The 23,598-nt window shown below is 64.0% G+C and carries 18 protein-coding genes; 7 read left to right on the forward strand and 11 right to left on the reverse strand.

Annotation, left to right across the window (positions count from 1 at the left end):
• The first annotated feature begins 2 nt into the window (after window positions 1-2).
• The 6 genes from FFS30_RS14875 to FFS30_RS14900 all read left to right on the forward strand — a co-directional run bounded on the left by FFS30_RS14875 (window position 3) and on the right by FFS30_RS14900 (window position 6,783).
• On the forward strand, window positions 3-1,013 hold the full coding sequence (locus FFS30_RS14875; protein ID WP_171014638.1) for an SPOR domain-containing protein: 1,011 nt from the start codon (window positions 3-5) through the stop codon (window positions 1,011-1,013).
• Window positions 1,014-1,161: 148 nt separating this feature from the next.
• Window positions 1,162-1,710: a CvpA family protein gene (locus tag FFS30_RS14880; protein WP_137913945.1), complete on the forward strand. Its 549-nt coding sequence runs from the start codon at window positions 1,162-1,164 to the stop codon at window positions 1,708-1,710.
• A gap of 123 nt (window positions 1,711-1,833) precedes the next feature.
• Window positions 1,834-3,312 carry an amidophosphoribosyltransferase gene (gene purF / locus FFS30_RS14885; protein WP_137913946.1) on the forward strand — a complete coding sequence of 493 codons (1,479 nt, stop codon included), beginning with the start codon at window positions 1,834-1,836 and terminating at the stop codon, window positions 3,310-3,312.
• Window positions 3,313-3,338: 26 nt separating this feature from the next.
• Window positions 3,339-4,142: a ferritin-like domain-containing protein gene (locus FFS30_RS14890; protein WP_137913947.1), complete on the forward strand. Its 804-nt coding sequence runs from the start codon at window positions 3,339-3,341 to the stop codon at window positions 4,140-4,142.
• Window positions 4,139-5,329: a hypothetical protein gene (locus FFS30_RS14895; RefSeq protein ID WP_137913948.1), complete on the forward strand. Its 1,191-nt coding sequence runs from the start codon at window positions 4,139-4,141 to the stop codon at window positions 5,327-5,329. Before FFS30_RS14890 ends, FFS30_RS14895 begins: the two co-directional genes overlap by 4 nt.
• Entirely contained in the window at window positions 5,326-6,783 is a 1,458-nt protein-coding gene (locus FFS30_RS14900; protein WP_137913949.1) for a hypothetical protein, read from the forward strand. The genes FFS30_RS14895 and FFS30_RS14900 overlap by 4 nt, the downstream gene beginning before the upstream one ends.
• Here FFS30_RS14900 and FFS30_RS14905 read toward each other — a convergent pair.
• From FFS30_RS14905 to FFS30_RS14945, 9 genes are all read right to left on the reverse strand, one after another.
• Window positions 6,689-7,903 carry a glycosyltransferase gene (locus FFS30_RS14905; protein WP_137913950.1) on the reverse strand — a complete coding sequence of 405 codons (1,215 nt, stop codon included), beginning with the start codon at window positions 7,901-7,903 and terminating at the stop codon, window positions 6,689-6,691. The genes FFS30_RS14900 and FFS30_RS14905 overlap by 95 nt on opposite strands.
• Before the next feature lie 25 nt (window positions 7,904-7,928).
• Window positions 7,929-8,366: a DUF2304 domain-containing protein gene (locus FFS30_RS14910; RefSeq protein ID WP_137913951.1), complete on the reverse strand. Its 438-nt coding sequence runs from the start codon at window positions 8,364-8,366 to the stop codon at window positions 7,929-7,931.
• Window positions 8,363-9,094, reverse strand: a complete 732-nt coding sequence (locus tag FFS30_RS14915) for a glycosyltransferase family 2 protein (protein ID WP_137913952.1) — start codon at window positions 9,092-9,094, stop codon at window positions 8,363-8,365. Before FFS30_RS14915 ends, FFS30_RS14910 begins: the two co-directional genes overlap by 4 nt.
• A 119-nt stretch (window positions 9,095-9,213) precedes the next feature.
• Window positions 9,214-9,699 (reverse strand): cupin domain-containing protein, encoded by a 486-nt coding sequence (locus FFS30_RS14920; protein WP_137913953.1) that lies wholly within the window; start codon window positions 9,697-9,699, stop codon window positions 9,214-9,216.
• A gap of 23 nt (window positions 9,700-9,722) precedes the next feature.
• A complete protein-coding gene (locus FFS30_RS14925) occupies window positions 9,723-10,331 on the reverse strand; it encodes a DsbA family protein (protein ID WP_137913954.1) in 609 nt (202 codons plus the stop codon).
• Window positions 10,332-10,347: 16 nt separating this feature from the next.
• Window positions 10,348-11,247, reverse strand: coding sequence for a lipid A hydroxylase LpxO (gene lpxO / locus FFS30_RS14930; protein ID WP_137913955.1), 900 nt, complete (start codon window positions 11,245-11,247; stop codon window positions 10,348-10,350).
• Window positions 11,248-11,577: 330 nt separating this feature from the next.
• On the reverse strand, window positions 11,578-11,784 hold the full coding sequence (locus FFS30_RS14935; protein ID WP_137913956.1) for a YbdD/YjiX family protein: 207 nt from the start codon (window positions 11,782-11,784) through the stop codon (window positions 11,578-11,580).
• Window positions 11,785-11,832: 48 nt separating this feature from the next.
• Window positions 11,833-13,896: a carbon starvation CstA family protein gene (locus tag FFS30_RS14940; protein ID WP_137913957.1), complete on the reverse strand. Its 2,064-nt coding sequence runs from the start codon at window positions 13,894-13,896 to the stop codon at window positions 11,833-11,835.
• Window positions 13,897-14,004: 108 nt separating this feature from the next.
• The gene (locus FFS30_RS14945; RefSeq protein WP_137913958.1) at window positions 14,005-16,512 is read right to left on the reverse strand and encodes a M12 family metallo-peptidase; all 2,508 of its coding nucleotides are present in this window, start codon (window positions 16,510-16,512) and stop codon (window positions 14,005-14,007) included.
• Window positions 16,513-16,683: 171 nt separating this feature from the next.
• On the opposite strand from FFS30_RS14945, the gene FFS30_RS14950 reads away from it, so the two are divergent.
• On the forward strand, window positions 16,684-19,218 hold the full coding sequence (locus tag FFS30_RS14950) for a hypothetical protein (RefSeq protein WP_137913959.1): 2,535 nt from the start codon (window positions 16,684-16,686) through the stop codon (window positions 19,216-19,218).
• Between the two features lie 15 nt (window positions 19,219-19,233).
• On the opposite strand, the gene corA is transcribed toward FFS30_RS14950, so the two are convergent.
• The gene (gene corA, locus FFS30_RS14955; protein ID WP_249352482.1) at window positions 19,234-20,259 is read right to left on the reverse strand and encodes a magnesium/cobalt transporter CorA; all 1,026 of its coding nucleotides are present in this window, start codon (window positions 20,257-20,259) and stop codon (window positions 19,234-19,236) included.
• A 77-nt stretch (window positions 20,260-20,336) separates the two neighbouring features.
• Window positions 20,337-23,552 carry a hypothetical protein gene (locus FFS30_RS14960; RefSeq protein WP_137913960.1) on the reverse strand — a complete coding sequence of 1,072 codons (3,216 nt, stop codon included), beginning with the start codon at window positions 23,550-23,552 and terminating at the stop codon, window positions 20,337-20,339.
• Between the last annotated feature and the right edge of the window lie 46 nt (window positions 23,553-23,598).

A 23,598-nucleotide genomic window follows, 5' to 3' on the forward strand; every position in this document is an offset into this window, starting at 1 on the left:
CCTTGAAACAACGCTTGCTCGGCGCAGCGGTACTGATCGCGCTGGCAGTCATTTTCGTACCGATGTTCCTGACTTCGACGCCCCCGAAGCCCGAGAACACCACGCAGAGTCTGAATATCCCGCCGGCGCCCGAGCGCAATTTTGAGACGCGCAATCTCAGCGTCGATCCGCCGAAGCCCGGCACGCCGGCGACGCCGAACCCCACGGCGAAACCGCCCGCGCCCGCCGACGGCAACAAGGTAGCTTCTGTGGAGACCGGTGCGCCGGCCAGCTTCGAGGCGCCCGACAGCGCAACCAAGCCGGCACCCGCGGCAAAGCCCACCACCACTACTTCCGCGCCGGTCAGCCCGCCACCGGCAACTCCGGCCCCGGTGGCGCCTTCGCCGCCGCCCGCACCGGCCACGCAGAGCGACGGACGCTTCCTGGTCAACCTCGGCGTCTACGCCGATGCCGGGCATGCCAGCGCATTGGTCGACAAGGTCAAGAAGCTCGGCTATCCCGCATTCGCCGAAACCACCGAATATCAGGGCAAGGCGGCGCAGCGTGTGCGCGTCGGGCCCTACGGTGACCGTGCCGCGGCGGAAAACGTGCGGCTCAAGATCAAGCAGGCCGATGCGAAGGTGCCGAGCAGCATCGTGCAGAGCGGCGACGCGGACAAGCCGGCCGACAAGCCCGCGGCGAGCGACGCGAAACCGGCAGCTTCGACCGCCAAGCAGAGCACGACGGCGAAAACTGACGACAAGCCCGTGTCCGCGCCGAACCTGCCGGCCGGGCGTGCCGGCGCCTATGTCGTCCAGGCCGGCGCATTCAAGGCGGAAGACGAGGCGAACAAGCTGCGCGACCGCCTGCGCAACGGCGGCATCGCCGCGTTCGTCGAGAAATCGAGCGACGGCGACACGACCTTCTGGAAGGTGCGCGCCGGACCGTACGCCGATCGCGGCGGCGCCGACGCGGCGGTGACGACGCTCAAGCAGAAATTCCAGATCGCGGCGATCGTCAAGACGCAGCCGTGAGCAGGGCGGGGATTCGGGATTGGGGATTCGGGATTCGAAAGAGCGGTAGGCGCACGGCGCGCCGCTCGCCTAAAGACTCGAGTCCCTCGCTTTTCTGCTTTAGCTTCACCCGAATCCCCAATCCCGAATCCCCAATCCCGGCTCCCCCATGAATTGGGCCGACTACGTCATCCTCGGTGCGCTTTGCCTGTCCGTGCTGATGGGCCTGTGGCGCGGCTTCGTCGGCGAAGTGCTGGCGCTGGCGGTGTGGATCGCCGCAGCGTGGGTGGCGTGGACGCTCGGGCCGCATGTCGCCGGCGCGTTGACCGCGGTGACCCTGCCTTCGGCGCGCATCGTGCTCGGCTATGCGCTGTGCTTCGTCGCCGTGCTCATAGCGGGGGCGATCGTCGGTTTCCTTATGCGCAAACTCGTCGCAGGCAGCGGCTTGACCGGCACCGATCGTCTGCTCGGCGCGATATTCGGTCTCGCCCGGGGCATCGTGCTGGTGACGCTGACCGTGCTGCTGCTCGGCTTCACGCCGTTTACGCGCGATCCGTGGTGGCACGAATCGCGCCTTCTGCCGAGTTTTCAGGAGGGCGCGCAGTGGGCCGCGGCGCATATGCCGGCCGATGTGACGAAGTATCTCGACCTGCGCGGACTGCTGTTGCCGCCGGCGCCGGAGGAGAAAAAGCCCGCGCCCGACGAACACAAGGCCTGACGCGGAAACCCCTTATTGCGCGGCGCTAGCAAAACTTCACTGGAGTTTTGATAAAATTGCCCCCACGTTCCGCGCCGAATGGCTTAGTTCGTCCCCCAAACCCATTCTCGGACAGTACCTCTCATGTGCGGAATTATCGGAATCGTCGGCAAATCCGAAGTCGCTTCGGCGCTCTATGACGGGCTTACCGTCCTGCAGCACCGCGGCCAGGATGCAGCCGGCATCGCTACGATCGACCACGACAAGCTGCGTCTGCACAAGGGCGGCGGCCTGGTCAACGACGTGTTCGGCCGCGAGAGCATGCTCAAGCTGCGCGGCCATATCGGCATCGGCCATTGCCGCTATCCGACTGCGGGTTCGGAGAGCACCGCCGAGGCGCAGCCGTTCTACGTCAATTCGCCGTACGGCATCGCCCTCGGGCATAACGGCAACCTGATCAACACGGTCGAATTGCGCCGGCAGATGTACGAGGAAGACCGCCGGCACATCAACACCGAGTCCGATTCGGAAGTCCTGCTCAACATCTTCGCGCACGAGCTGCAGATCCAGGAGCGCCACGCGCTGTCGCCCGATCACATCTTCAAGGCGGTCGCCGGCGTCCACTCGCGTGTGCGTGGCGGCTATGCCGCCGTCGCGCTCGTGCTCGGCTACGGCGTCGTCGCGTTCCGCGATCCGCACGGCATTCGTCCGCTCGTGCTCGGCGAGCGCGAGACGGCCGAAGGGCGCGAGTACATGGTCGCGTCCGAATCGGTGGCGATGGACATTCTCGGCTTCCGCCTGATGCGCGACGTTGCGCCGGGCGAGGCCGTGCTGCTGACCGCGGACGGCAAGCTGTTCAGCCGCCAATGCGCGGAAGGCGCGCTGCACGCGCCGTGCATCTTCGAATACGTTTATCTCGCGCGCCCCGATTCGATGATCGAGGACGTGTCGGTGTACAAGGCACGCCTGCGCATGGGCGAGCGTCTCGCCGAGAAGATCAAGCGCCTGCGTCCGGACCATCACATCGATGCGGTGATCCCGATTCCCGACACCTCGCGCACCGCGGCGAGTTCGCTGGCGCAGGCGCTCGGCGTGCCGATGCGCGAAGGCTTCGTCAAGAACCGCTACATCGGCCGCACGTTCATCATGCCGGGGCAGAGCGAGCGCGTGAAATCGGTGCGGCGCAAGCTCAATCCGGTGCACCTCGAATTCCGCAAGAAGAACGTGCTGCTCGTCGACGATTCGATCGTGCGCGGCACGACCTCGAAGCAGATCGTGCAGATGGCGCGCGATGCGGGTGCGCGCCAAGTGTTCTTCGCCTCGGCCGCGCCGCCGGTGCGTTTTGCCAACATCTACGGCATCGATATGCCGGCCGCGGCCGAACTGGTCGCGCACGGACGCACCGAAGAAGAGGTGCAGCAGTTCATCGGCGCCGACTGGCTCGTATATCAGGATCTCGAAGATCTGGTCGCTGCGGTCGCCGACGGCAACGAAGACCTGAAGCACTTCGACACGTCGTGCTTCTCGGGCGAATACGTGACCGGTGTCGACAGCACCTACCTGCGCGAATTGGAATTCTCGCGTTCGGATGAAACCAAGGCGCAGCGGCGTCACGTTTCTTAGAGCGGCACTTTGACCAGGGACGCGTCATGATCGATATCTACGCTCTCGCGGAAACCTGTCTGGCGGCGAACAGCGTCGAAGAAAAACTCGCGCGCAGCGCCGAGGCCGCGGCGCTGATCTCCGCGGACGATTTTGCGGTCGAAACGCCGAACGCAGTGCAACCCATCGCCCAGCCCGGTCGGCCGTTGGCGCCGCGCCTGGTTCCGCCGCGTGCGCTGCCGCAGCGCGGACTCGGCAGTGCGGAGGGGCGCGCCGCCCTCGTGCACGCCGTCGCGCATATCGAGTTCAATGCGATCGATCTCGCCTGGGACGCGGTCTACCGTTTCCGCGACATGCCGCGCGACTACTATCGCGACTGGGCCCAAGTAGCCGCCGACGAGACGCGGCATTTCCAGATGCTCTCCGCTCGCTTGGCCGAGATGGACCATGCCTACGGCGACTTCGACGCGCACAACGGTCTTTGGGAAATGGCGGTAAAGACGTCCGGCTCTTGCCTTGAGCGCATGGCGCTCGTGCCGCGCGTACTCGAAGCGCGCGGACTCGACGTGACGCCGGGCATGATCGCGCGCCTCAACGACGTCGGCGACAAGCGTACGGTCGATATTCTCGAAATCATCCTGCGCGAAGAGGTCGCGCATGTCGCCGCCGGTTCGCGTTGGTTCGCCTGGTGCTGCGCGCGCGAGCATCTCGATGCGCAGGCGACGTTCGCACGTTTGATTTCGGTGCATGCGCGCGCGGCGCTGAAGCCGCCGTTCAACGAAACGGCGCGGCGTGCGGCCGGATTCAGCGAACAGGAAATTAACGGTCTGCTGGCACAATCCGCCGCATGATCCGCCGCCTCGTCCTGATCCCCATACTGCTTGCGATCTGGACGGTGCTATTCGCATGGGCCGCCGGAGTGTCGTGGCGGTCGCCGTGGACCGCGCGTGAACATCTGCGTCTGCCCGGTCGCGAATTCCAGATTCGTTTCGGGCAAAGCCCGGGCAATACGGGCGGCCTCGCGGTGAGCGCGCTCGGTGACGATGGTACCGGCTTGCAGACCATACAGTTGCCGCGCGTTCGCGCCGACAAGTATCCGGTGTTGCGCTATCGGGTGGTCGACTTTCCGAGCACGCTGGAATTTGCCTTGATTTTTCGGCGGCGCGACGCGCCGAATGATGTGCAGACGATTTCCCTGCCGCCGCCGGGAAATGTGGAAGTCGCAGTCGATTTGTCTCGTTTCGAGCAGTGGCAGGGAGAGATCACCGAACTCGGATTCGCCGAGTACGCTGCGGCACAATTAGTGCCGCCCAGTGCAGCAGTATCGTTCGAGCCATTCCGCATCGAAGAGATACAACTCGATACACCGTCTTGGAGCGTCGTATTTCCTCGTCTCGCCAGCGACTGGTTCGGCTATCGCCCCTGGTCGCTGCAATCGATCAATACGATTGGGTCAGGACGTGGAATGTTGGGGCACTCGTGGATGCTGCCGGTGTTCGCGATCGGCGCGTTGGCGTCATGGCTTGCGGCGTGGATCGTATTGGGTTGGCCGCGCTCGCGAGCAATGAAATCGATGTGTGCAGTTGCGATCGGTGCGTGGATCATCCTTGACCTGCGTTGGCTTGATGACCTTATCGACAAACATAAGGTCACCGAAGAAGTTTACGCTGGCAAGCCTTGGGCGTTGCGCGCCGTTTTGCAACCGGATGAGGCGACTCTCGTGGCCGCAAGAGAGATCGCCAAGATTGCGGCCGAACAGCATGCCGCACGCGTGCTCGTGCACTCGGATTCGCCTTATACGCTGCTACGCACGATTTACTTTTTGCTTCCGCTCAACACCGCGCCTCTCGAGCAGACACTCAGCGAAGCACCTGGAGTGACGTTGCCGGACGATGCCCTCGTTGCGGTGTACAGCAGTGAATGGACATACGACAAGGATTCCGGGCGCCTCGGCAACGACAAGATCTCCGTTCCAGCAAAGCTGATTTACGAGAACGGTGATTTGCGCGTGCTCCGACCGGAGAAGGCGGAGCCATGAACCTAGCCTACATTTTGGCGTGGTTGTTGCCGCTGTCTACAGGAATCGTCGTGTATATGGCCGCCAGCCCACAACGCGTGCGCGGCTGGAAATCTACTTGTGCCGGCTATGGATTTCTCTTCGGCATGTTGCTCGTGGCAGCGTTTGCTTCGATCGCTGCGCGCGACGCGGTCGCGCAGGCTTGGATGAATGCAAGCTGGTGTTTGTTGCCGGTGTTTGTGATCGCTGCAGCAATCGCCTGGCGACGCAGGGCGGGTGCCAGCAGCCCTTCGGAGAGTTCTAGAGTTCTGTCGAATTGGCAGTGCGCAGGCCTGGCGGCAATGCTGGCCTCGCTCGCCGTACGCGGCGCGATCATCGCGCGCGAAGTCTGGCTGCGCCCGCTTTATCCTTGGGACGCCTGGTCTGCCTGGGCGGTGAAGCCGAAGACATGGTTCCTGCTCGACCACTATGTTCCGTTCGTGTCGATGCCGGACTGGTTGAGCTCCGCGCAAGGGGATTTGTATACCGAGGTCGCCTGGCACTATCCGAACGCTCTCGCCTGGATCGAGTTGTGGTTTGCGAGCGCGGCCGGCGGTTGGATCGAGCCGCTGATCAACCTGCCCTGGCTCGGATTGTGGATCGCGCTACTGCTCGGACATTACGGGCAATGGCGCGCCTTGGGCATGGATCGGGTGCGCGCGCTGATCTTCGTTTATGCGCTAGGTTCGCTGCCATTGCTTTCGGTACATGTCGCGCTGGCCGGCTATGCAGATCTTTGGGTCGCGACCGGCTTCGGCTTCGGCGTGCTCGCATGGATGCGCTGGCTGCAGCGCCGCGAGCGCAGCCAGCTCTGGCTCGCGCTGCTCTGCGCGCTGATCTTGCCGTGGCTCAAGATGGAAGGCTGGATCTGGGCGGCTTGCCTGCTCGGCGCGATCGGTTTCGGCGCACTGCCTTCGCGCTGGCGCTGGTCGGTCGCGATCGGTGGTGCGGTGTTGTTCGTCGTCCTATTCCCGCTGGGCGGCCTTCGCTTTCTGTGCATTCACGCGGGCGTGATGAATGTAGACGGCAGCATCGCGGTGCCGGCGATCGGGCCCTTAGCCCTCGTTCTCAATCTGCACTGGCGGTCCGGTGCGGCAGGCGGTGCAGTCGAAACCCTGTTCGCTCAGCCAAACTGGCATCTGCTCTGGTGGCTGACTCCGGCCATCTTGGTATGGCGCTGGCGTGAATTGATCGTGCACGATTGGCTGCGGCTGCCCGCGCTGCTGCTGCTCGTCTGCGCGACCCTGTTGCTGATTCTTTTTCTGTTTACCGGCGCGTCGGCCTGGGCGCAAAGCTACACGGCGATCAACCGCCTGGTTCTGCAGATCGTGCCTGCGTGGGTCACGGTGCTGGCGATGCTGCTGCGCGATGCGCGCTGGCCGGAACCAGCGAGTGGTACAGTTCCAGCACGCGCTCCGCACAGCGATCCAGCGTGAACTCCGCGCGCCAGCGCGCGTGGCCGGCCTCACCGTAGCGCGCACGCAGGCCCGCATCGGCGCCGAGGCGACGAATTGCATCGGCGAGCGTCTGTGCATCGCCCGGTGGGACGAGCGTGCCGGTGACGCCGTCGGCGACGACGTAGCCGACGCCGGAGCCCGGGATCGAGGTTGCGATCGTCGGCAGGCGCGCGCGCATCGCTTCGAGCAGGACCACGCCGAACGCTTCGGTACGTTCGATCGACGGCAGACAGAATAGATCGGCCTGTGCATAGGCGAGCGCGAGTTGCGCGTCGTCAACGTGGCCGGCAAAGCGCACGCGGTCTTCGATGCGCAACTCGCGTGCGAGTCCGCGCAGGCTCGCGGCGCATTCGCCGCCGCCGACCAGGAGCAGGCTGGCTTCGGGCGTCTGCGCGAGCGCGCGCAGCAGCACGTCGAAGCCTTTGTAATAGCTCAGGCGACCGACGGCGAGCAGGCGCACGCCGTTACCGGGCCAAAGTACGGATTCGGAAAAAGTATCTTTTGCAGCAACTTCCACTTTTTGCGTTTCCGGGTCGCTACCGGGCGCAGTCTCGCCGATGCCCAGCGGTATGACCTCGATTTTGTCGCGCCACGCGGCGAGTGCGCCGCTTGAGTCGCGGTATGCCGCCGAGGTGGGCGCAATCGCGGCGGCGCGCCGCAGCAGCGCCTGCTCGAAAGGCCGATAAACGCCGTACATCACGCGCACGGCGGGCCGGCGTACATCGAGGGGTACGTCAGCGTGCCATTGCACGACCCACGGCAAACGCCGCGCGCCGGGCGACAGCAATGCCCAGAATGCCGAGGTGTTCGGCATATGAAGATGCAGCAAGTCGGGTTTGAACTCGCCGATCAGGCGCGTGAGCGCGAACGGAAACGAGGGACTGACCGGCGCGTATAACAACTGCCCGTGACAGGCGGCGAGATGCACGTCGACCCCTGCTTCGCGGAAGCGCCGTGCCTTGCCGTCGGCCGGTGAGGCGTGCGCGATCATGGCGACCGCAGCACCGCGCTCGGCGAGCGCCGCGCAGAGATCCGCGCTGAAGCGTTCGATGCCGCCCGCATGTGGAGGAAAGAATTTGCCGATATGCAGGACGCGCACGTTCGAGGTCGGTCGGCCTGCGGCGTCAGCCTTCGCCGCCGGACTTCGGCAGCGCGATGACCTGGGCGCTCTTGCGCTGCGCTGTGGCCTCGGGCGGAGCCGGGTTCGGATTTGCGGCGAGCTTGGCGCGCGCTTCGCCGAGTTCCTGGTCGAGAATCGCCAGGCGCTGGGTCAGGCGGCGCAGCGCGCGCTCCTGGCGCGAGCGGTCGATGTCCATGAGCAGCATGCGGATCAGGATCAGGCCCATGCCGGCGATGATGGCGAGGATCGGCGGATAGGCGATGCCGACGATCGCGCCGAGGCGGTCGATCAGATGCGGGAATACGCCGACGATCAGCGTCGCCGTAGCGACCAGCAGCCACCACAGCGCATAGCTGCCGTGCAGATGATCGCGGCGCACGAGGTAGAGAATCGCGCCGGCGAGCGCGATGCCGATGACGGCGGAGACGAGAACAACGGTCATGCCGCGGCCCGCGCGCGCGCGGCGACGCGCTGGGCGATGCGGCCGCGCACGTCCAGGCGGGCGAAACACAGCACGGTCGTATGCAGCATGTAGCGTGCGACGACGAACCACGAAGCGAACACGCGCGACATGCCGGTCTTGCGCGGCGACATCGGCGTTTCCAGCTCGCTCAAACGGAATCCTTTCTGGTTCAACAGCATCAACACTCCCATATCCTGATAGTCGAGCAGACTCGCTTCACGCGAGGCGAGCGTGCGCACTGCACGGCGGTCGTAGGCGCGCAGGCCCGAGGTGAAGTCCTGCACGGGCAGGCCGGTCAGCACGCGGAAATACCACCAGGCGAAACGCTTGGCTCTCGACAGGCGCTGAGCGAAGGTGCCGATGACCACATCGGCGTCGCCACGCGCGAGCGCGGCGAGCAGGGCAGGCAGCGTTTCCGGATGATGCTGACCGTCGGCATCGAGCGTGACCACGGCACCGTAGCCATGGCGCTGCGCATAGCGCATGCCGGTCTGCGTTGCGCCCCAGGCGCCGAGGTTCAACGGCAGTTCGATCACGGTCGCGCCGGCGGCGCGCGCTTGTGCGGGAGTGTCGTCGGAGCCCGCGTCGCTGACTACGAGCACGTCGCAACCGGCATGCTCGATGACCCCGCGCACGACGTCGGCGACGGTCGCCGCCTCGTTGTAGGCGGGAATCACGGCAAGTACGGGCCGGCGGGGCTTGCTCAAGGCTGCGGGTCCTTACTGCTTGAAAATCAAGGCATTATCGATGCGGCCGCACGAGGCTGTCAATGCGCGGCGCGCTGCTGTGAACGGTGCCGCCCGGTGAGGTACGAGAGCGTGTCGGTTCAGCGATACGTCAATAGATCGGCAGCCGCCTGGGTCAGCGCCTCTAGCGCAGCGGCATCGGCGTCGAGCAGGGCGAAACCGGCGAAGTCGAAGCCCGGGGCGACGCTGCAGCCGACCAGGGCATAGTCGCCGAGCGGGCGCGCAGCCTGCCAGATGCCGGCCGGCACGCCGACCAGCGGCTGCGTTGCCGTCGCCGCGTCGCTGCGGCCGAGACGATGGCGTTCGAGTTTGCTCGTGGCCGCATCGAACAGCATCAGTTCGAACGCATCGCCTTCGTGGTGCTGCCAGATTTCATCGGCATCGATCCGATGCCAGCGGCTGATCTCACCGCTGCAGAGCAGGTAGTGGATCGCCGTGGTGATCGGCCGCCGCGCCGCGGCGTAGGCGAGTGACGTGGCCGAGGTGTAGGCGCGGCGGTAGCGGCCGCCTTCCGGATGCGGTTCCAGGCCCAGCGTTTCGATCAGCTCAGCGGCGCGTGCGTGCATCTCAAGCCGACGTCGCGGGGGGCTCAGAGCGAGCTTTCGGCCGCGGCTTTTTCCGCCGCCTGGGCGAAGACCGCCAGCGGCTGCGCGCCGCTGACGTAATACTTCTGCCCGAACACGATCGCCGGCACGCCGTGGAAGCCGTACTGTGCGGCCTGCGCGACGTCGGCGGCTACCGATTGTTCGCTCGCTGTGTCGCTGCCGGAGATCGCGGCCGTCCCGTCAAATCCGTGCTTCGCCGCGACGGCACCGAGCACGGCCGGGTCGGAAATGTCCTGGCCGTGCAGCCAATAGGCGCGAAACAGCGCGTCGTGGACTGCGGCCCCTTGCGCGGTCGCCTGTGCCGCAGCGAACAGACGATGGGCGGCGCGCGTGTCGATGTCGAGCGGGCCGCGTGCGATATCGAGGCCGAACTCCTCGCGCATCTGCGCGGTGAGTTTGGGCGTGTGCTCGGCGATCATCTTGCGCTTGGCCGCGTCCATCGGCGGCGAGCCGGCCGGACGCAGTTGGAAGGCGTGCCAGTGGAAATCGAGCGGACGCTGCTGCGCCAGTTGTTCGAGGCGTAGTGCGCCGATAAAGCAGAACGGGCAGACAAAGTCCGACCAGATATCGACACGAAGGGCGGGAGTGTTCATCGATCGATCCGCAGGTTTACAGCCAAATGATCAGGGCGAGCAGGGCGAGTCCGATCGACCACTTTATCGCGTAGTAAAGGCGTTTGTTGCTTTCCTTGAGCGCCTTGCCTTTCAGACGCACCGCGTAGAAGTACTTGAACACGCGGTTGAGTCCGCCGGTGTTGTCGCCGGCTTCGTTCGGCGAACTCGCCGCGCGCACGAGGTGGCGGCCGAACCAGTCGTTTACCGTCTGTGCCCAGCGGTACCTCATCGGCCGCTCGACGTCGCAGAACAGAATGATGCGGTCAGTCTGCGTCTCGTTCTTCGCGTGGTGGATGTAGGTCTCGTCGAAGATCACGTCCTGGCCGTCGCGCCAGCTGTAGCGCTGGCCGTCGACGTCGATCCAGCAGCCGTCGTCGTTCGGCGTGACTAGGCCGAGGTGATAGCGCAGCGAGCCCGCGTATGGATCGCGATGCTTCATCAGGCGTGCGCCGGACGGCAGTTCGGCGAACATCGCTGCCTTCACCGAAGGAATGTTCTTGAGCAACTGCGTCGTCAGCGGGCACAACTTCGCCGCGGACGGATGCGCCTCGTCGTACCACTTCAGATAAAACCGCTTCCAGCCGAAACGGAAGAACGAGTTGAAACCGACGTCGTTGTACTGATCCGACGCCTTGATCTCGTGCGCGGTGCGCAGCGCCAGTGCCTCGTCGCGGATCTCCTGCCAGTGCATGCGCAGCTTTTCCATCTCGGGCAGCGCGGCGACGGGCAGATACGGATTGGCGTGCACGCGGGAGAACGCATACATGAACAGGTTCAGCGGCGCGAAGATGGTCGAATGGTCGCCGAGCTGACGGAACGGGTTGTAGCGCACGCGCCCGCGAAAATGCACGTAGATCGCGGGAACGAGAAACAGGGCAAGCAGAAACCACTTCATGGAAACGGGGAATGGCGAGACAGGAGCCGAACAATGCGGGCTGACGTGGCGAATTGCAACTTGCGCAGCGGTCTGCGGACCTCCGTATAGGGGCTCGATTCATCGAGCCCTGGCTTACCGTGCGCCAAAGTCTAGGGGCCGACCGCACGGGGCAGCGACCGGTATGTCGCCGACACTTGGTTTGTCCGTAAATAGTCCGTTCGCACTGAGCGTAGCGCCGAAGGCGCGAGGTCGACGTGCTGCAAGCCGTGAAATTCCGGGTGTTTCGACTTCGCGAAGCAAAGCTTCGCTACGCTCAACACGAACGATTTCCTATTTACCGACAAGCCCTTAGCAGCAGCCGCGCGTGCCGCCGTTCTTGTAGCGTGCATCCTGGCGCTGGCGGAAGAATTCTTCGTAGCTCGGCACCGTGCGCTCGGGATGATGCCGGCGCAGATGCAGCACGTAGGTGTCGTAGTCGGGCACGCCGATCGCGAGCCGCGCCGTCTGCACGGCGCGGCGCCAGAAGTGCCGCAAAGACTCGACAAGTCCGTTCATGCTGATGCGAAAAATACGCTCATGGACGACGGTTCTTGATCTTCGTACTCAGGACGAGCGCGCCAGTGAACTCAGCGCCACGTAGGGCTCTTCGTTGATGGTCGGCCGTGCCGCCGCGTTCGCCTTGATGATCGCGCGCACGGCGAAGACGACCGTGGCCACGACCAGGGCCATGAATATGCCGGTCAGAACTGCGTCGATCGTGTTGTTGGTGACGATGCGATGCATTTCGTCCATTGTCTTTGCCGGAGCGATCAGTTTGTTTTGGGCGATGCCGTCGGCGTATTTCGCGGCGGCTGCGGGGAAGCCGATTTTCACGTCGAGCAGTTTGACCCAGCCCGCGCTCAGCGTGCAGATCACCAGCCACGCAGCCGGAATGCCGGGCACCCAGGCGTAGCGCGCGAGCTTCTTTTTGACGACGACGACGAGGCAGAGCGTCAGTGCGATCGCCGCGAGCATCTGATTGGCGATGCCGAACAGCGGCCACAGCGTATTGATGCCGCCGAGCGGATCGACCGCACCGGAGTAGAGGAAGTAACCCCAGATGGCGACGCAGAACACCGTGGTGACGATGTTCGCCGTCCACGATTCGGTTTTCTGCAGCGCCGGCACGGCGAGGCCGACGAGTTCCTGGATCATGAAGCGGCCGACGCGCGTGCCCGCATCGACGGTAGTGAGAATGAATAGCGCCTCGAACAGAATCGCGTAGTGGTACCAGAACGCCATCATGCCTTCGCCCGGCATGATCCCGTGCAGCAGCTGCGCCATGCCGACGGCCAAGGTCGGCGCGCCGCCGGCGCGCGAGAGAATGGTCGATTCGCCGATGTCCTTGGCGGTCTGCGTTAGCTGGTCGGGGGTGACGACGAAACCCCACTGGCTGATTGCGGTCGCCGCGCTCTGCACGTCGGCGCCGATCAGCGCGGCAGGCGAGTTCATCGCGAAGTAGACGCCCGGATGCAGCGCACTCGCCGCAATGATCGCCATCACCGCGACTGCCGCCTCGGTCAGCATGCCGCCGTAGCCGACCATGCGCGCTTCGCGTTCGTTGGCGAGCAGCTTCGGCGTGGTGCCCGAGGAGATGATCGAGTGCCAGCCCGACACCGCGCCGCAGGCGATCGTGATGAACAGGAACGGAAACAGGTTGCCCTGGAAAACCGGGCCGGAGCCGTCGATGAACTTCGTCACCGCGGGCATCTGCAGATACGGCGCGGCGAACAGGATCGCAATCGCGAGCAGGCCGATCGTGCCGATCTTGAGGAAGGTCGACAGATAGTCGCGCGGCGCGAGCAGCAGCCACACCGGCAGCACCGAGGCGAAGAAGCCGTAGCCGATCACGAGCCAGGCGAGTTGCTTCGCGTCGAAGGTGAAGTAGGTGGACCACACCGGGTCCGCCGCAACGACGCCGCCTAACCAGATCGACGCAAGCAAGAGGATGAGACCGATGATCGACACTTCGAGCACGCGCCCGGGGCGGACAAAGCGCAGATAGATGCCCATCAGGATCGCGATCGGAATGGTGCAGGCGACGGTGAACGTTCCCCACGGCGAGATCGCGAGCGCCTTGACCACGACGAGGGCGAGCACAGCGAGCACGATCATCATCAGTATGAGCACGCCGATCATGCAGGTCACGCCGGCGACGTTGCCCATCTCGGCGCGCAGCATATGGCCGAGCGAGCGTGCGTCGCGGCGCAGGGACAGAGCGAGGATCATGAAGTCCTGCACCGCGCCGGCAAGGACGACGCCGGCTAGGATCCACAGCGTGCCGGGCAGATAGCCCATCTGTGCGGCGAGTACCGGGCCGACGAGCGGGCCGGCGCCGGCGATCGCGGCGAAGTGGTGGCCGTAGACGATCCATTTGTCCGTCGGCACGTAGTCGAGGCCGTCGTTGCGCAGTTGCGCCGGAGTCGCGCGCGTCGGGTCGAGGCCGAGGACTTTGTCGGCGATGAATTTCGAGTAGAAGCGATAGGCGATCGCGAACACCGAGAGCGCCGCGGCAACGAGCCAGATCGCATTGACCGATTCGCCGCGGTTCAGGGCGACGACACCGAGACACATCGCGCCACCGACGGCGACCAATCCCCACACCAGCTTGCCCACGGTGCCGCTCATAGCCACTCCCGCCGCGCGTTGTTGTCAGCGGAGTGTCTTGCGCGCCGGCAGTACCGTCAAGCTGGTCTTTCGGACAAAGGACAATGACACGATTTTGTCATCGCACCGTCACGGGCTCGCGGCGAACCAGCCGACCGCATCGGCGACGACGTAGGTCGAGCCGGCCGAATTGAATACCGCAACCTGACCGTTCGTGCCGACCTTGGCGATGACCAGATTCTGCACGACCGATCCCTGAGTGAAGTTGAGGTTGGACGCGAATGGGCGCGTGCTTCCCGTCGGCCACACGGTCAGGAATCCGGACGTAGTCGGCGTCACCGCAGTCACGTTGAGTACGACGGCACCGACGCCGGAGGTCGGAATGTCGGCGCGCCCGGTCACGGTGAAGTCGAGTTCGACGCCCTGGCCGACCGCGCCGCCGCCGGCGAACTGCCCATCGAAGGTCGACTGGCCCGGTCGCGTATCGAGCAGGCGCACGGGTACCAGCGGAGTCAATTCGGACGCCGTCGGAAACCAGCCGGCCACGTCGGCGATCATGTGCGTACTGCCGTTCGAGTTGAACAGCGCGACCTGGCCGTTGTTGCCGACCTTGACGATGGCGAGGTTGGCGACGGTCTGGTTCGGCACGACGTTGAGGTTGGACGCATTCGGCACGGCGCTGCCGGCCGGCCACGCCGTGATGTAGGCCGAGGTCGTCGGCTGCGTCGCGGTCAAGTTGAGTACCACGGCGCCGACTCCGCTGGCCGGCACGCCACCGCGGCCGGTCACGGTGAAGTCGAGCTCGGTGGTTCTGCCGAGGGCGCCGACGCCGGCGAACTGTCCGTCGACGGTGTGCGTGCCGGGCCGCGTGTCGAGCAGGCGCGCTGGCACGAGCGGTGCGAACGCCGAGGTGGCCGGAAACCAGCCGGCGACGTCGGCGATCACGTCGGTGCTGCCGATCGCGTTGTACAAGGACACTTGGCCGCCGGAGCTGAGCTTGGCGACGACCAGATTCGGAACCGTCAGGCCCGACACGAAGTTGATGTTCGATGCGAGCGGACGCGTGCTGCCCGTTGGCCACGCGGTGAGGTAGCCCGAAGCGCTCGGATTCGCGGCGGTGACGTTCAGCACCACGGCACCGGCACCGTTCGCGGGGACTCCGCCGCGGCCGGCTATCGTCAGGTCGAGCTGGCTGTTCGCCTGCAGTGCGCCCGTTCCGGAGAAGAGGCCGTCGGTCGTCTGCGCGCCGGCGCGCGTGTCGAGCACGCGCGAGGGAACCAAGGACGTGAACTTGTTCGGCGGCGAACGCCATACCGCCATCTGCGGCGCATTGGTATTGATCGCCGTGGTGCTGTCGGCGCCGGTGACCGTCGCGCCGCCGGCCGTATAGGCAGTGCCGATCGGCACGCCGCAACTGCCGCCGTTACACGTGTTGAGAGTGGGGTTCGAAAAATATTGGGCGAGAGGGCTGCAGCCGTTCGCGGGAATGGGATAGGCCATGATCGTCCCGGCGTTGCCGTTGCAGTAGCCGCGGTTGTAGCTCGGGTAACCGTCATAGCACGGATGGCTCGAGGCGGTGCAATTGGAAACGGAACCGGCCGATTGAACCGATGTTGCTACGTCGTGCGCGGCACCCATCAGATGACCTACCTCGTGGGTCAGCGTGGTGATGTCGCAATAGGCGTTGCCGTTCATTCCATCTTCGACGACAGAGAACGCATAGCCCGAGTAGGTGAAGTCGGAAGTGATGTAGGACAGGCCGCAAACGTTCGCCTGGAACGGCCGCACGAGCAAGACCGCGTCGGCGCCGTATTGGTTGCGTAGCGCGGCGACCGTCGTATCGCCCTGCAGGCTGCTCAAGGTCGTACTGTCGGGGACGCTCTTATCCGCATAGGAATAATTGACGGGTTGAGCGTAGACCATATTCAGGGACGCGTAGATGCCGCTGTTGGCGTAGACGGTGTTTGCTGTGGCGACGAGCGTATTGAGTCGCGCGATGGTCGCCGAGTAGCCGCCGAGCTGCGTCTGCAATTGCGTCGAGAACAGAATCAGCACATCGATCTGGGCCGGATTGCCGGGTCCCGCCGCGCTCGGGCTCGCCACGGCCGCATCCGTATCGGCATCGGAACGGGCTTTCATGGAAGCGTCGACCTGCGGCGCGAGCACAATGTCGTCCATCGTCGGCACAAGCGGATGCTCGCCTGCGGCCTGCATGTCGGTAAGTACGGCGCTGTCTTCGCTGCCGCGCAGGCGCAGCTTGCCGCCCGGCGTGGCGATGCTGCCGTCGACTTGACCGGCATAGGTGGAGATCAGTACCGGATAATCCTTGCCGTGGCCGCGCACATAGCCGATCCACACCTTGCCGCCGCCGTATCCGGTCTCGGTGCGTTCGTAGGTGAGAACATAAGAGGTGCCGCCGGGCGTTTCGATCGCGGCCTCGTCGCCGGCGTGCATCGCCTGGAGCGAGGCCGTGTTCGTCGCGACGAGCCGCTGTGTTTGCACACGGGTGGGCGAAATAGCCTGCGCTTGCGCGCCTGTTACCGCTGCGACGGGATGGAAGACATCCACTTGGGCTGTCGCGTTCGCGGCCGCGAACAACGCCAGACCGGCGGCCCCTATTTTGATGCCGATATGCATTTGTCGCTCCGCAGCAGAAGCTCGGAGAGTAGCCGTTTGCCGCGACAGATAGCGTGACGAAGCAGACGATACCGCGACGCAGTTGCCGGACTCGGGATGGCGGAGATGGCAGACTTGCGAGTACGGCGAAAGGCGGGGCTTTGCGCTGTCGCATTCGGGAGGGACGGGGATATGCAGGGCTTTTTGTGGCTTGCGGTTGCGCTGCGCACACGGCGCGTGCAACTGGCGGCGGCTTGTGTAGTCGCCGTCGCGGCATTCACTGCTGCGCCGATAGCGATCGGCGCGACCGGCGACGGCGTGCAGCGCACGAGCACGACGGTGCTCGGGCTCGCCGTCGACCAGTACACCTGGACCGATTCGCAGGGACAGCCGCGCAGCGTGTCGCTCAAGCAGCAGGGCAACGGCAACCCCGGCAACGGCGGCTATGCCGTGCAGATGACCTATCGCGTTCTCGAAGGCGGCGTCTGGCGCACCGTCACAGCGAATATGGCGAGCGGCGGCGACGGCGGCTTCGGTTACTTCGTCGCGCACGAGTTGTATCGCAGTTTCAGCGACGGCTCGTCGGGCACGATCGCAGCACTGCACGGCGAAGACGATTCGCCGCTCGGATTGGCCTTCCCGGTCACCACGAGCGCGTCGACGATCACGGCCGCTTCGACCGTGGCGTCGCATAGTTTCCGCCTGACTTATCCGAAATGGGGCACGCTCGCGCCGATGGCCGACCCGAGCGCGGATCACGGCACGCCGACGGCCGCAGCTCAGCATATGCGCTACGCGGTGCCGGTCACGATCACCTGGACGTTCCAGAAAGGCACCGACTTCCCGCGCATCGACACCCAGGTCGATATCTCGGCGAGCACCAAGGGCCAGCTCGCGTTCGACATGCGCGGCCCGTACGGCGTGCTGGAATTCGCCGACAGTGATGCGAATGCGACGATCAACAACGTGCAGTGGGGCGACTCCGCGTTTCTCTTCGCCTCCAAGGTCGCTCCGTCGGCGTACCTCACCCAGGCATCGGCGTGGACCTGGAGTGCGCCGATCGGCAGCATGCGGCCGTTCCAGGGCATGCTCGCCAAGCATTCGACCACGGGCGTGCTCTACGAGATCGGTCTGTTCGAGATGAAACTGGCCGGCGATGCGGGGCTGGTCTACAGCGGCTATTCCTCGCACCGCGGCATCGACGGTAGCGGCTTCTATTCCGCAGCAAACGGCATCCAGCAATGGGAATGGCCGTTCCAATCGGCGCAGTACAGCGGCGGCGCGGCGGACGGCGGCTGGCTGGCCGGTGCGGCGATCTACGGCAAGAAATTCGCTTGGGGTTCGGCGCCGTTTTACGGCTCGAATCTGCCCGAGGTTTATTTGACCGACACCATGTCGGTGCCGATCGTTGCCTATCCCGCAGGCGGCGTGATTACGTATCGCACCTGTTGGGTCATGGGCAAATCGACTTACAGCGGCGTCGGCACGGCCGGCCTGACGCGCGGCGCCGCGGCAAGCGCGACGCCGAATTGTGCTACGGCACAAGCGGGATCTGCGTCGCCGACTTTCGTGTCCTTGTCTCCGGCTCGCGTGCTCGATACGCGTGCCGGATTCGCGACGGTCGACGGACAGTATTCGGGCAGCGGCGCCCTGGCTGCCGGCGGCGAGCTCGATTTCGCCGTGAGCGGCCGCGGCGGCGTGCCGGCGAGCGGCGCCGCGGCGGTTGTGCTCAATGTGACCGTTGCCAATCCGACCGATCGCGGCTTCGTGACGGTGTGGCCCGCCGGCAGTTCGCGTCCGCTGGCTTCCAATCTCAATTTCGTGCCGGGTCAGACCGTGCCGAATCTGGTCCTGGCGAAGGTCGGTGCCGCAGGAAAGGTGGCGATGTTCAATTCCGCCGGCAGCACCGATCTGATCGCCGATGTCGCCGGTTGGTTTCCTGCCACTTCGGGGCTGACGCCGCTGCAACCGGCGCGCTTGCTCGACACGCGTGCGGGGCAGCGGACCGTCGACAACCAGTTCAGCGGCAGCGGCGCGCTCGGACAGGGCGTCGAACTCGATCTCGTCGTCGCCGGGCGCGGCGGCGTGCCGGCGAGCGGTGTCGATGCGGTCGTGCTGAATCTGACGGCGGCGAATTCGAGCGGCCCGGGCTACGTGAGCGTATGGCCTGCAGGCAGCCCGCGCCCGTTTGCGTCGAATCTCAACCTCGCACCGGGGCGAAACAGTGCGAACCTCGTCATTGCGAAAGTCGGCGGCAACGGCAAGGTCGCCTTGTACAACGCTTTGAATTCGACCGATTTGATCGCCGACGTCATGGGCTGGTTCGCAAGCGCGTCGGAACTGACGTCGCTCGTGCCCGTACGCGTGCTGGATACGCGCAGCGGCAGCCCGACGGTGGACGGTCTCTATTCGGCAACCGGGGCGATCGGCGCAGGCGCCGAACTTGATCTTGCCGTGACCGGCCGTGCCGGCGTTCCGAACAGCGGAGTCGATTCGGTGGTCCTCAACGTGACCGCGATAACGCCGAGCATGTCCGGCTTCCTGACTCTATGGCCCGCCGGCGGGGCAAGGCCGCGCACGTCGAATCTCAACTTCACTCCGGGCCAGGTCGTGCCCAACCTCGTGATCGCCAAAGTCGGCACGAACGGCAAGGTCGCGATCTTCAATTCGGCAGGATCGACCGACGTTGCGGTCGATCTGATCGGCTGGTTTGCACCTTCGCCTTGACCGAGTTGGTTACGCCTACAACCACTTCGCCCGGCGCAGGACGAAATACAGACCGGTGCAGATGCCCAGAGTGACGCCGATCAGCACGTAGTAGCCGCTCTTCGTGTCCAGCTCCGGCATATTGTGGAAGTTCATGCCGTACCAGCTTGCGATCAGCGTCGGTGCGGCGAGCAGGCCCGCCCAGCCGGCGAGACGCTTGACCACGTCGTTCTGCGCGACGCTGACCATCGCGAGGTTGACGTTCATCGCCGCGGTCAGCAACTCGCCCATCGTATTGGTCGTATCGGCGATGCGCGCGGCGTGATCGTAGACGTCGCGCAGATACGGACGCACCTCGTCGTCGATCTGTTTGCCGTGGAAACGCGAAAGCTGATTGAGGATGTCCTGCATCGGCGACACCGCGAGCCGCAGCGTGACGAGTTCGCGCTTGAGCAGGTACAGGCGTTCAATCACTTCGCGCTTGAACGTGTCCTCGAAGATTTCCTTCTCGAGTTCGTGCAACTCTTCTTTGAACGAGGAGACGATCGGCAGGAAGTTGTCGACGATGAAGTCGAGCACGGAGTAGAGCGCGTAGCTCGGTCCGAGCGCCATCAGTTCGGGCGTCTGTTCGCAGGCCTTGCGCGGCGCGGCGTAGGATAGCGAGGCGCCGTGGCGCACGGTCAGCAGAAAATTCTTGCCGAGGAAGATGTGCGTTTCGCCGAACTCGATCTTGCCGTTCACCACCTGCGCGGTGTGCAGGACGACGAACAGCACCTCGTCGTAGATTTCGATCTTCGGCCGCTGATGCGCGCAGTGCGCGTCTTCGATCGCGAGATCGTGCAGGCCGAATTCCTCCTGCAGCTTGCCGAGCAGGGCCTCGTCGGGCTCGTGCAGGCCGACCCAGATGAACTGGTCAGCGTACTGCAGCACCGTGCTGATGTCGTCGAGAGCGACATCGCGCAGCTTGCGCCCGTCCTTGCCGTAGGCGATGCAGTTGACCAGCATCGGCGACATGGCCGCCGGTGTGGTGGATTGACTGTTGGGTTGGACCTGCATGTCCATGATCTTACCGCCATCGTCGCGACGCGCGCATGATGCCGGAAGCGCGATGACGGCTGCAATCGCAGTGCCGGGGGAGGCTAGGGATTACAGTTCGCCGGTTTGCCCACGCCGCGACTCAGGTTCAGCATGCCGCTGGTGCCAGCGTCGGGGCCGCCCGTGAACGTGTAGGCCAAGGTCACGCTGTTGCAATTGGCGAAGACCAACTTTGCCGTACCGACCTGCATGCTCGTGATCGGCACGGGCTGATTGAGCACGCCGTCTTTGGTCCAGTAGATCGGCACGTTATCGAGTGACGTGGCGCCGGAAGTCCAAGGACCTTGCAGGCTGTACCAGCGGCGCGAGGTGAGCACATCGAAAGGCGGAAGTACATAGGGAAAATTCTGCTTGAACCAGCCGGCGAAAAACACCTTCGAGGTCGGATCGACCAAAAACATAAGTCCGCTGAGTGGAACCTTGGGGTCGTACCACATCCCGGAAAGCTGATAGTCCGGGTCGGCAGCAACATCGCCCGTGGCTGTGCACGAAATATTTGCGCCGAGACGCACGAGCGGAAAAAAACCGCCTTCCAAATAATTGCCGCGACCGAATCCCGAAGAAAAAGTACTCATCGGATCATAGATGCTGTAGGCGACGCTGGCATGAGTGCAGTCGCTGAAACTGACTAGCGCGTCGCCGACATTGACCGTCGTTATTGTCGACCCTTCGGCAGAGGCGCCAGCATAGACGGGCATGCCTACGGCCTTGCTCGTGTTGTCGACCGGGCCTTGGAAGGTGTACCACCGTTGGCCGCCGCCGAATTGATCATAGGTGAACCATGCGCCGAAGAAAGTGCCGGTATCGGAAGGCGTTGGGCCGGGAATAATTTGCAGCAGCATGCCTTGGCCGCTCGTGGCCGGGTTGTACCACGCGCCCGTCCAGCCGAATTGATTCAAATGGTCGGGTATGCCTGTAGCGGATGCCGGCATCGACGGCAAGGAGGCGACACCTTGGCGAGATTGTCCTCCAATCTGCGAGAACGCGCCGCCGACATACAGTCGCCCGTCGGCCGCAGTCACTATCGCATTAACGACCTCGTTAGGCGTTGGATTCCACGCCGGGTCGATTTCCGCTGCGCCGGTCGTGGACATCTTGACCAGATAGGGACGGGGATGCTGATCGGATATGTAATAGCTCGTCGGAGTCTCGACGGTGTGCAAGACGATGGAGAACATACCGCCAGCATAGAGATTCCCGCTTCCGTCGAGGGCAAGAGAATATATTTGTGGAAGACTTCGACCTTGGCGACTGTCTTGGAATGATAACTGCCCCAGCATCTGCGGACGCCAATTCGGATCGGCGACACCGTCTTTCGTGGAAATCTTGGCGATCCCTGAGCCACCTGCATACAGATAGCCTTTGCCATCGAGCAGAAGGGAAAACGGCAGGCTTACCCACGGAAGCGACGGATTCCAGTTTTGATCGACGGGGCCAATGCCTTGTCCGGACACCTTTAACAACCGTCGATTTACCGGAGATTGCGCGAGTTTCAGGGAGTCGGATGCAACATAGAGGGAACCGTCCGGATCGATGGCGATAGCGGTCACTCCGAAATCCGGGGTTGGATAAGCGGCCGCATCTTGGTTGGGATTCCAGGTCGGATCGACCACGCCCCGGTTCGATATTTTTGCCAATGAAGAACGTGGTTGGCCGCCAACGCTTGAAAAGTCTCCGCCTACGTAAACACTCCCATCGGCAGCCAGTGCCAAGGCTTCCACGCCGTAGTAAGCAATGCCGCCGACGTCGGAAGCAGCTCCCCAGTTCGGATCGAGCGCGCCGCTGGGGGTCAATTTCACGACGCCCGACTTGGCCTGTCCGTTGACCTTGCTGAATTCGCCGCCGAGATAGATGGCGTTGTCCGAACCGATTGCGATCGCTTCAACACCCAAGCTATTGGGCGCATCGGTCGATACCAACCAGTTCGGATCGACCGATCCGTCGGATTGCAGACGCAAGACATTGCTGCGCGCGAAATTGTCTGCGCCGGAAAAGTAGCCGCCCACGATCATGCCGCCGTTGGATTGTTTCACGATGGCCTTGACGATTCCCCCCGGCGTAACCGTGTCAAGCGCCGGACGCACAATGCCGTTTGAGCCAATGGCGGTGAAAGAGTGGCGTTCGGCACCTGCGATCGTCGAGAAGAAGCCGCCGACATAGACATTTCCATCGTTGTTTGCGACAAGGGAGCGGACGGCGCCGCCGTCAATATTCCCAGCTACGGCGGGCCAGGTCGGATCGGCTGTGCCCGATCCGGTCACCAACAGTCTGGCTACTGCAGGCTTGGCCTGACCACCGATCGTGGAGAACGCTCCTGCGGCGTATGTACGACCGCTGCTGTCGATGGACAAAGCGTTGACTGTACCGTTCGCGGAAGGATTCCAACCAGCATCTGCATTGCCCGCATCACTGCTGAAAAGTCTGGCTATGTTGTTGCGGTTCTGTCCACCGATCGATGTGAAGCTCCCGCCGATCAAGACATTCCCGCCATTATCCGGCACGATGCTGAAGATTTGAACGTCACCGATGGTGTTAGTCGGAGCGGGATTCCAGTTCGGATCCACCACTCCCGCCCCAAGGCTCGATATTTTTGCCAAATGGTTTCTGGCTAAGCCGCCGACTTGGGTAAAACTGCCGCCGAGATAGAGATCGTCGTTGCCGGCGACGACAAGGGCGGTAACCCGATCAAGGACTCCAGGTTTCCAAGAGTGGATCAGCGCCCCGGTATCTCCAGCAAGTTTGGCGGTGGCGACCAGACTTCCATCGACCGAGCAGGCTTGGCCACCGACGATTAGGTCGCCGTGACTATTCGATGCGAGCGCATAGATGTTGTTGCAAGAGAGATTGGCCGTCCACTTGCCGTCGATGGTTCCGTCCGTAGCGAATCGGGCGACTTGGTTGTGTTGAGCGCCAGCGATGGTCTGGAAGTAACCGCCGACATACAGGCGGTTTTGGGTGTCTATAGTCAGAGCTTTGACCGTTCGATCCGCTCCGGGGTTCCAGTTCAAATCCAGAGTCCCGTCGGCTTTCAGCCGTGCGATGTTCGAGCGCGCGACACCGTTGACCTGCAAGAAGGAACCGCCAAAGACCACGCTGCCGTCGGGCAGGCGTACGGCGGCGTAAACGGTGCCGTTGGTATAGAGGTTCAAATCGGGCTGTGCGAGAGGCGATGGAGTCTGCGCCAAAGTCGTGCGGGCAAACGCGAGAAAAACGGCTGCAAGCATTCCCTGCGCCACGCGGCGCAACGTCCGTTCAAACATTTCATTCCCCGAAAAATTTGCTGCGCCCCGATTGGCTGTCTTTGCG

Origin of the sequence: Rudaea sp. 3F27F6 (assembly GCF_005503555.1) — a bacterium.
GTDB lineage: Bacteria > Pseudomonadota > Gammaproteobacteria > Xanthomonadales > Rhodanobacteraceae > Rudaea.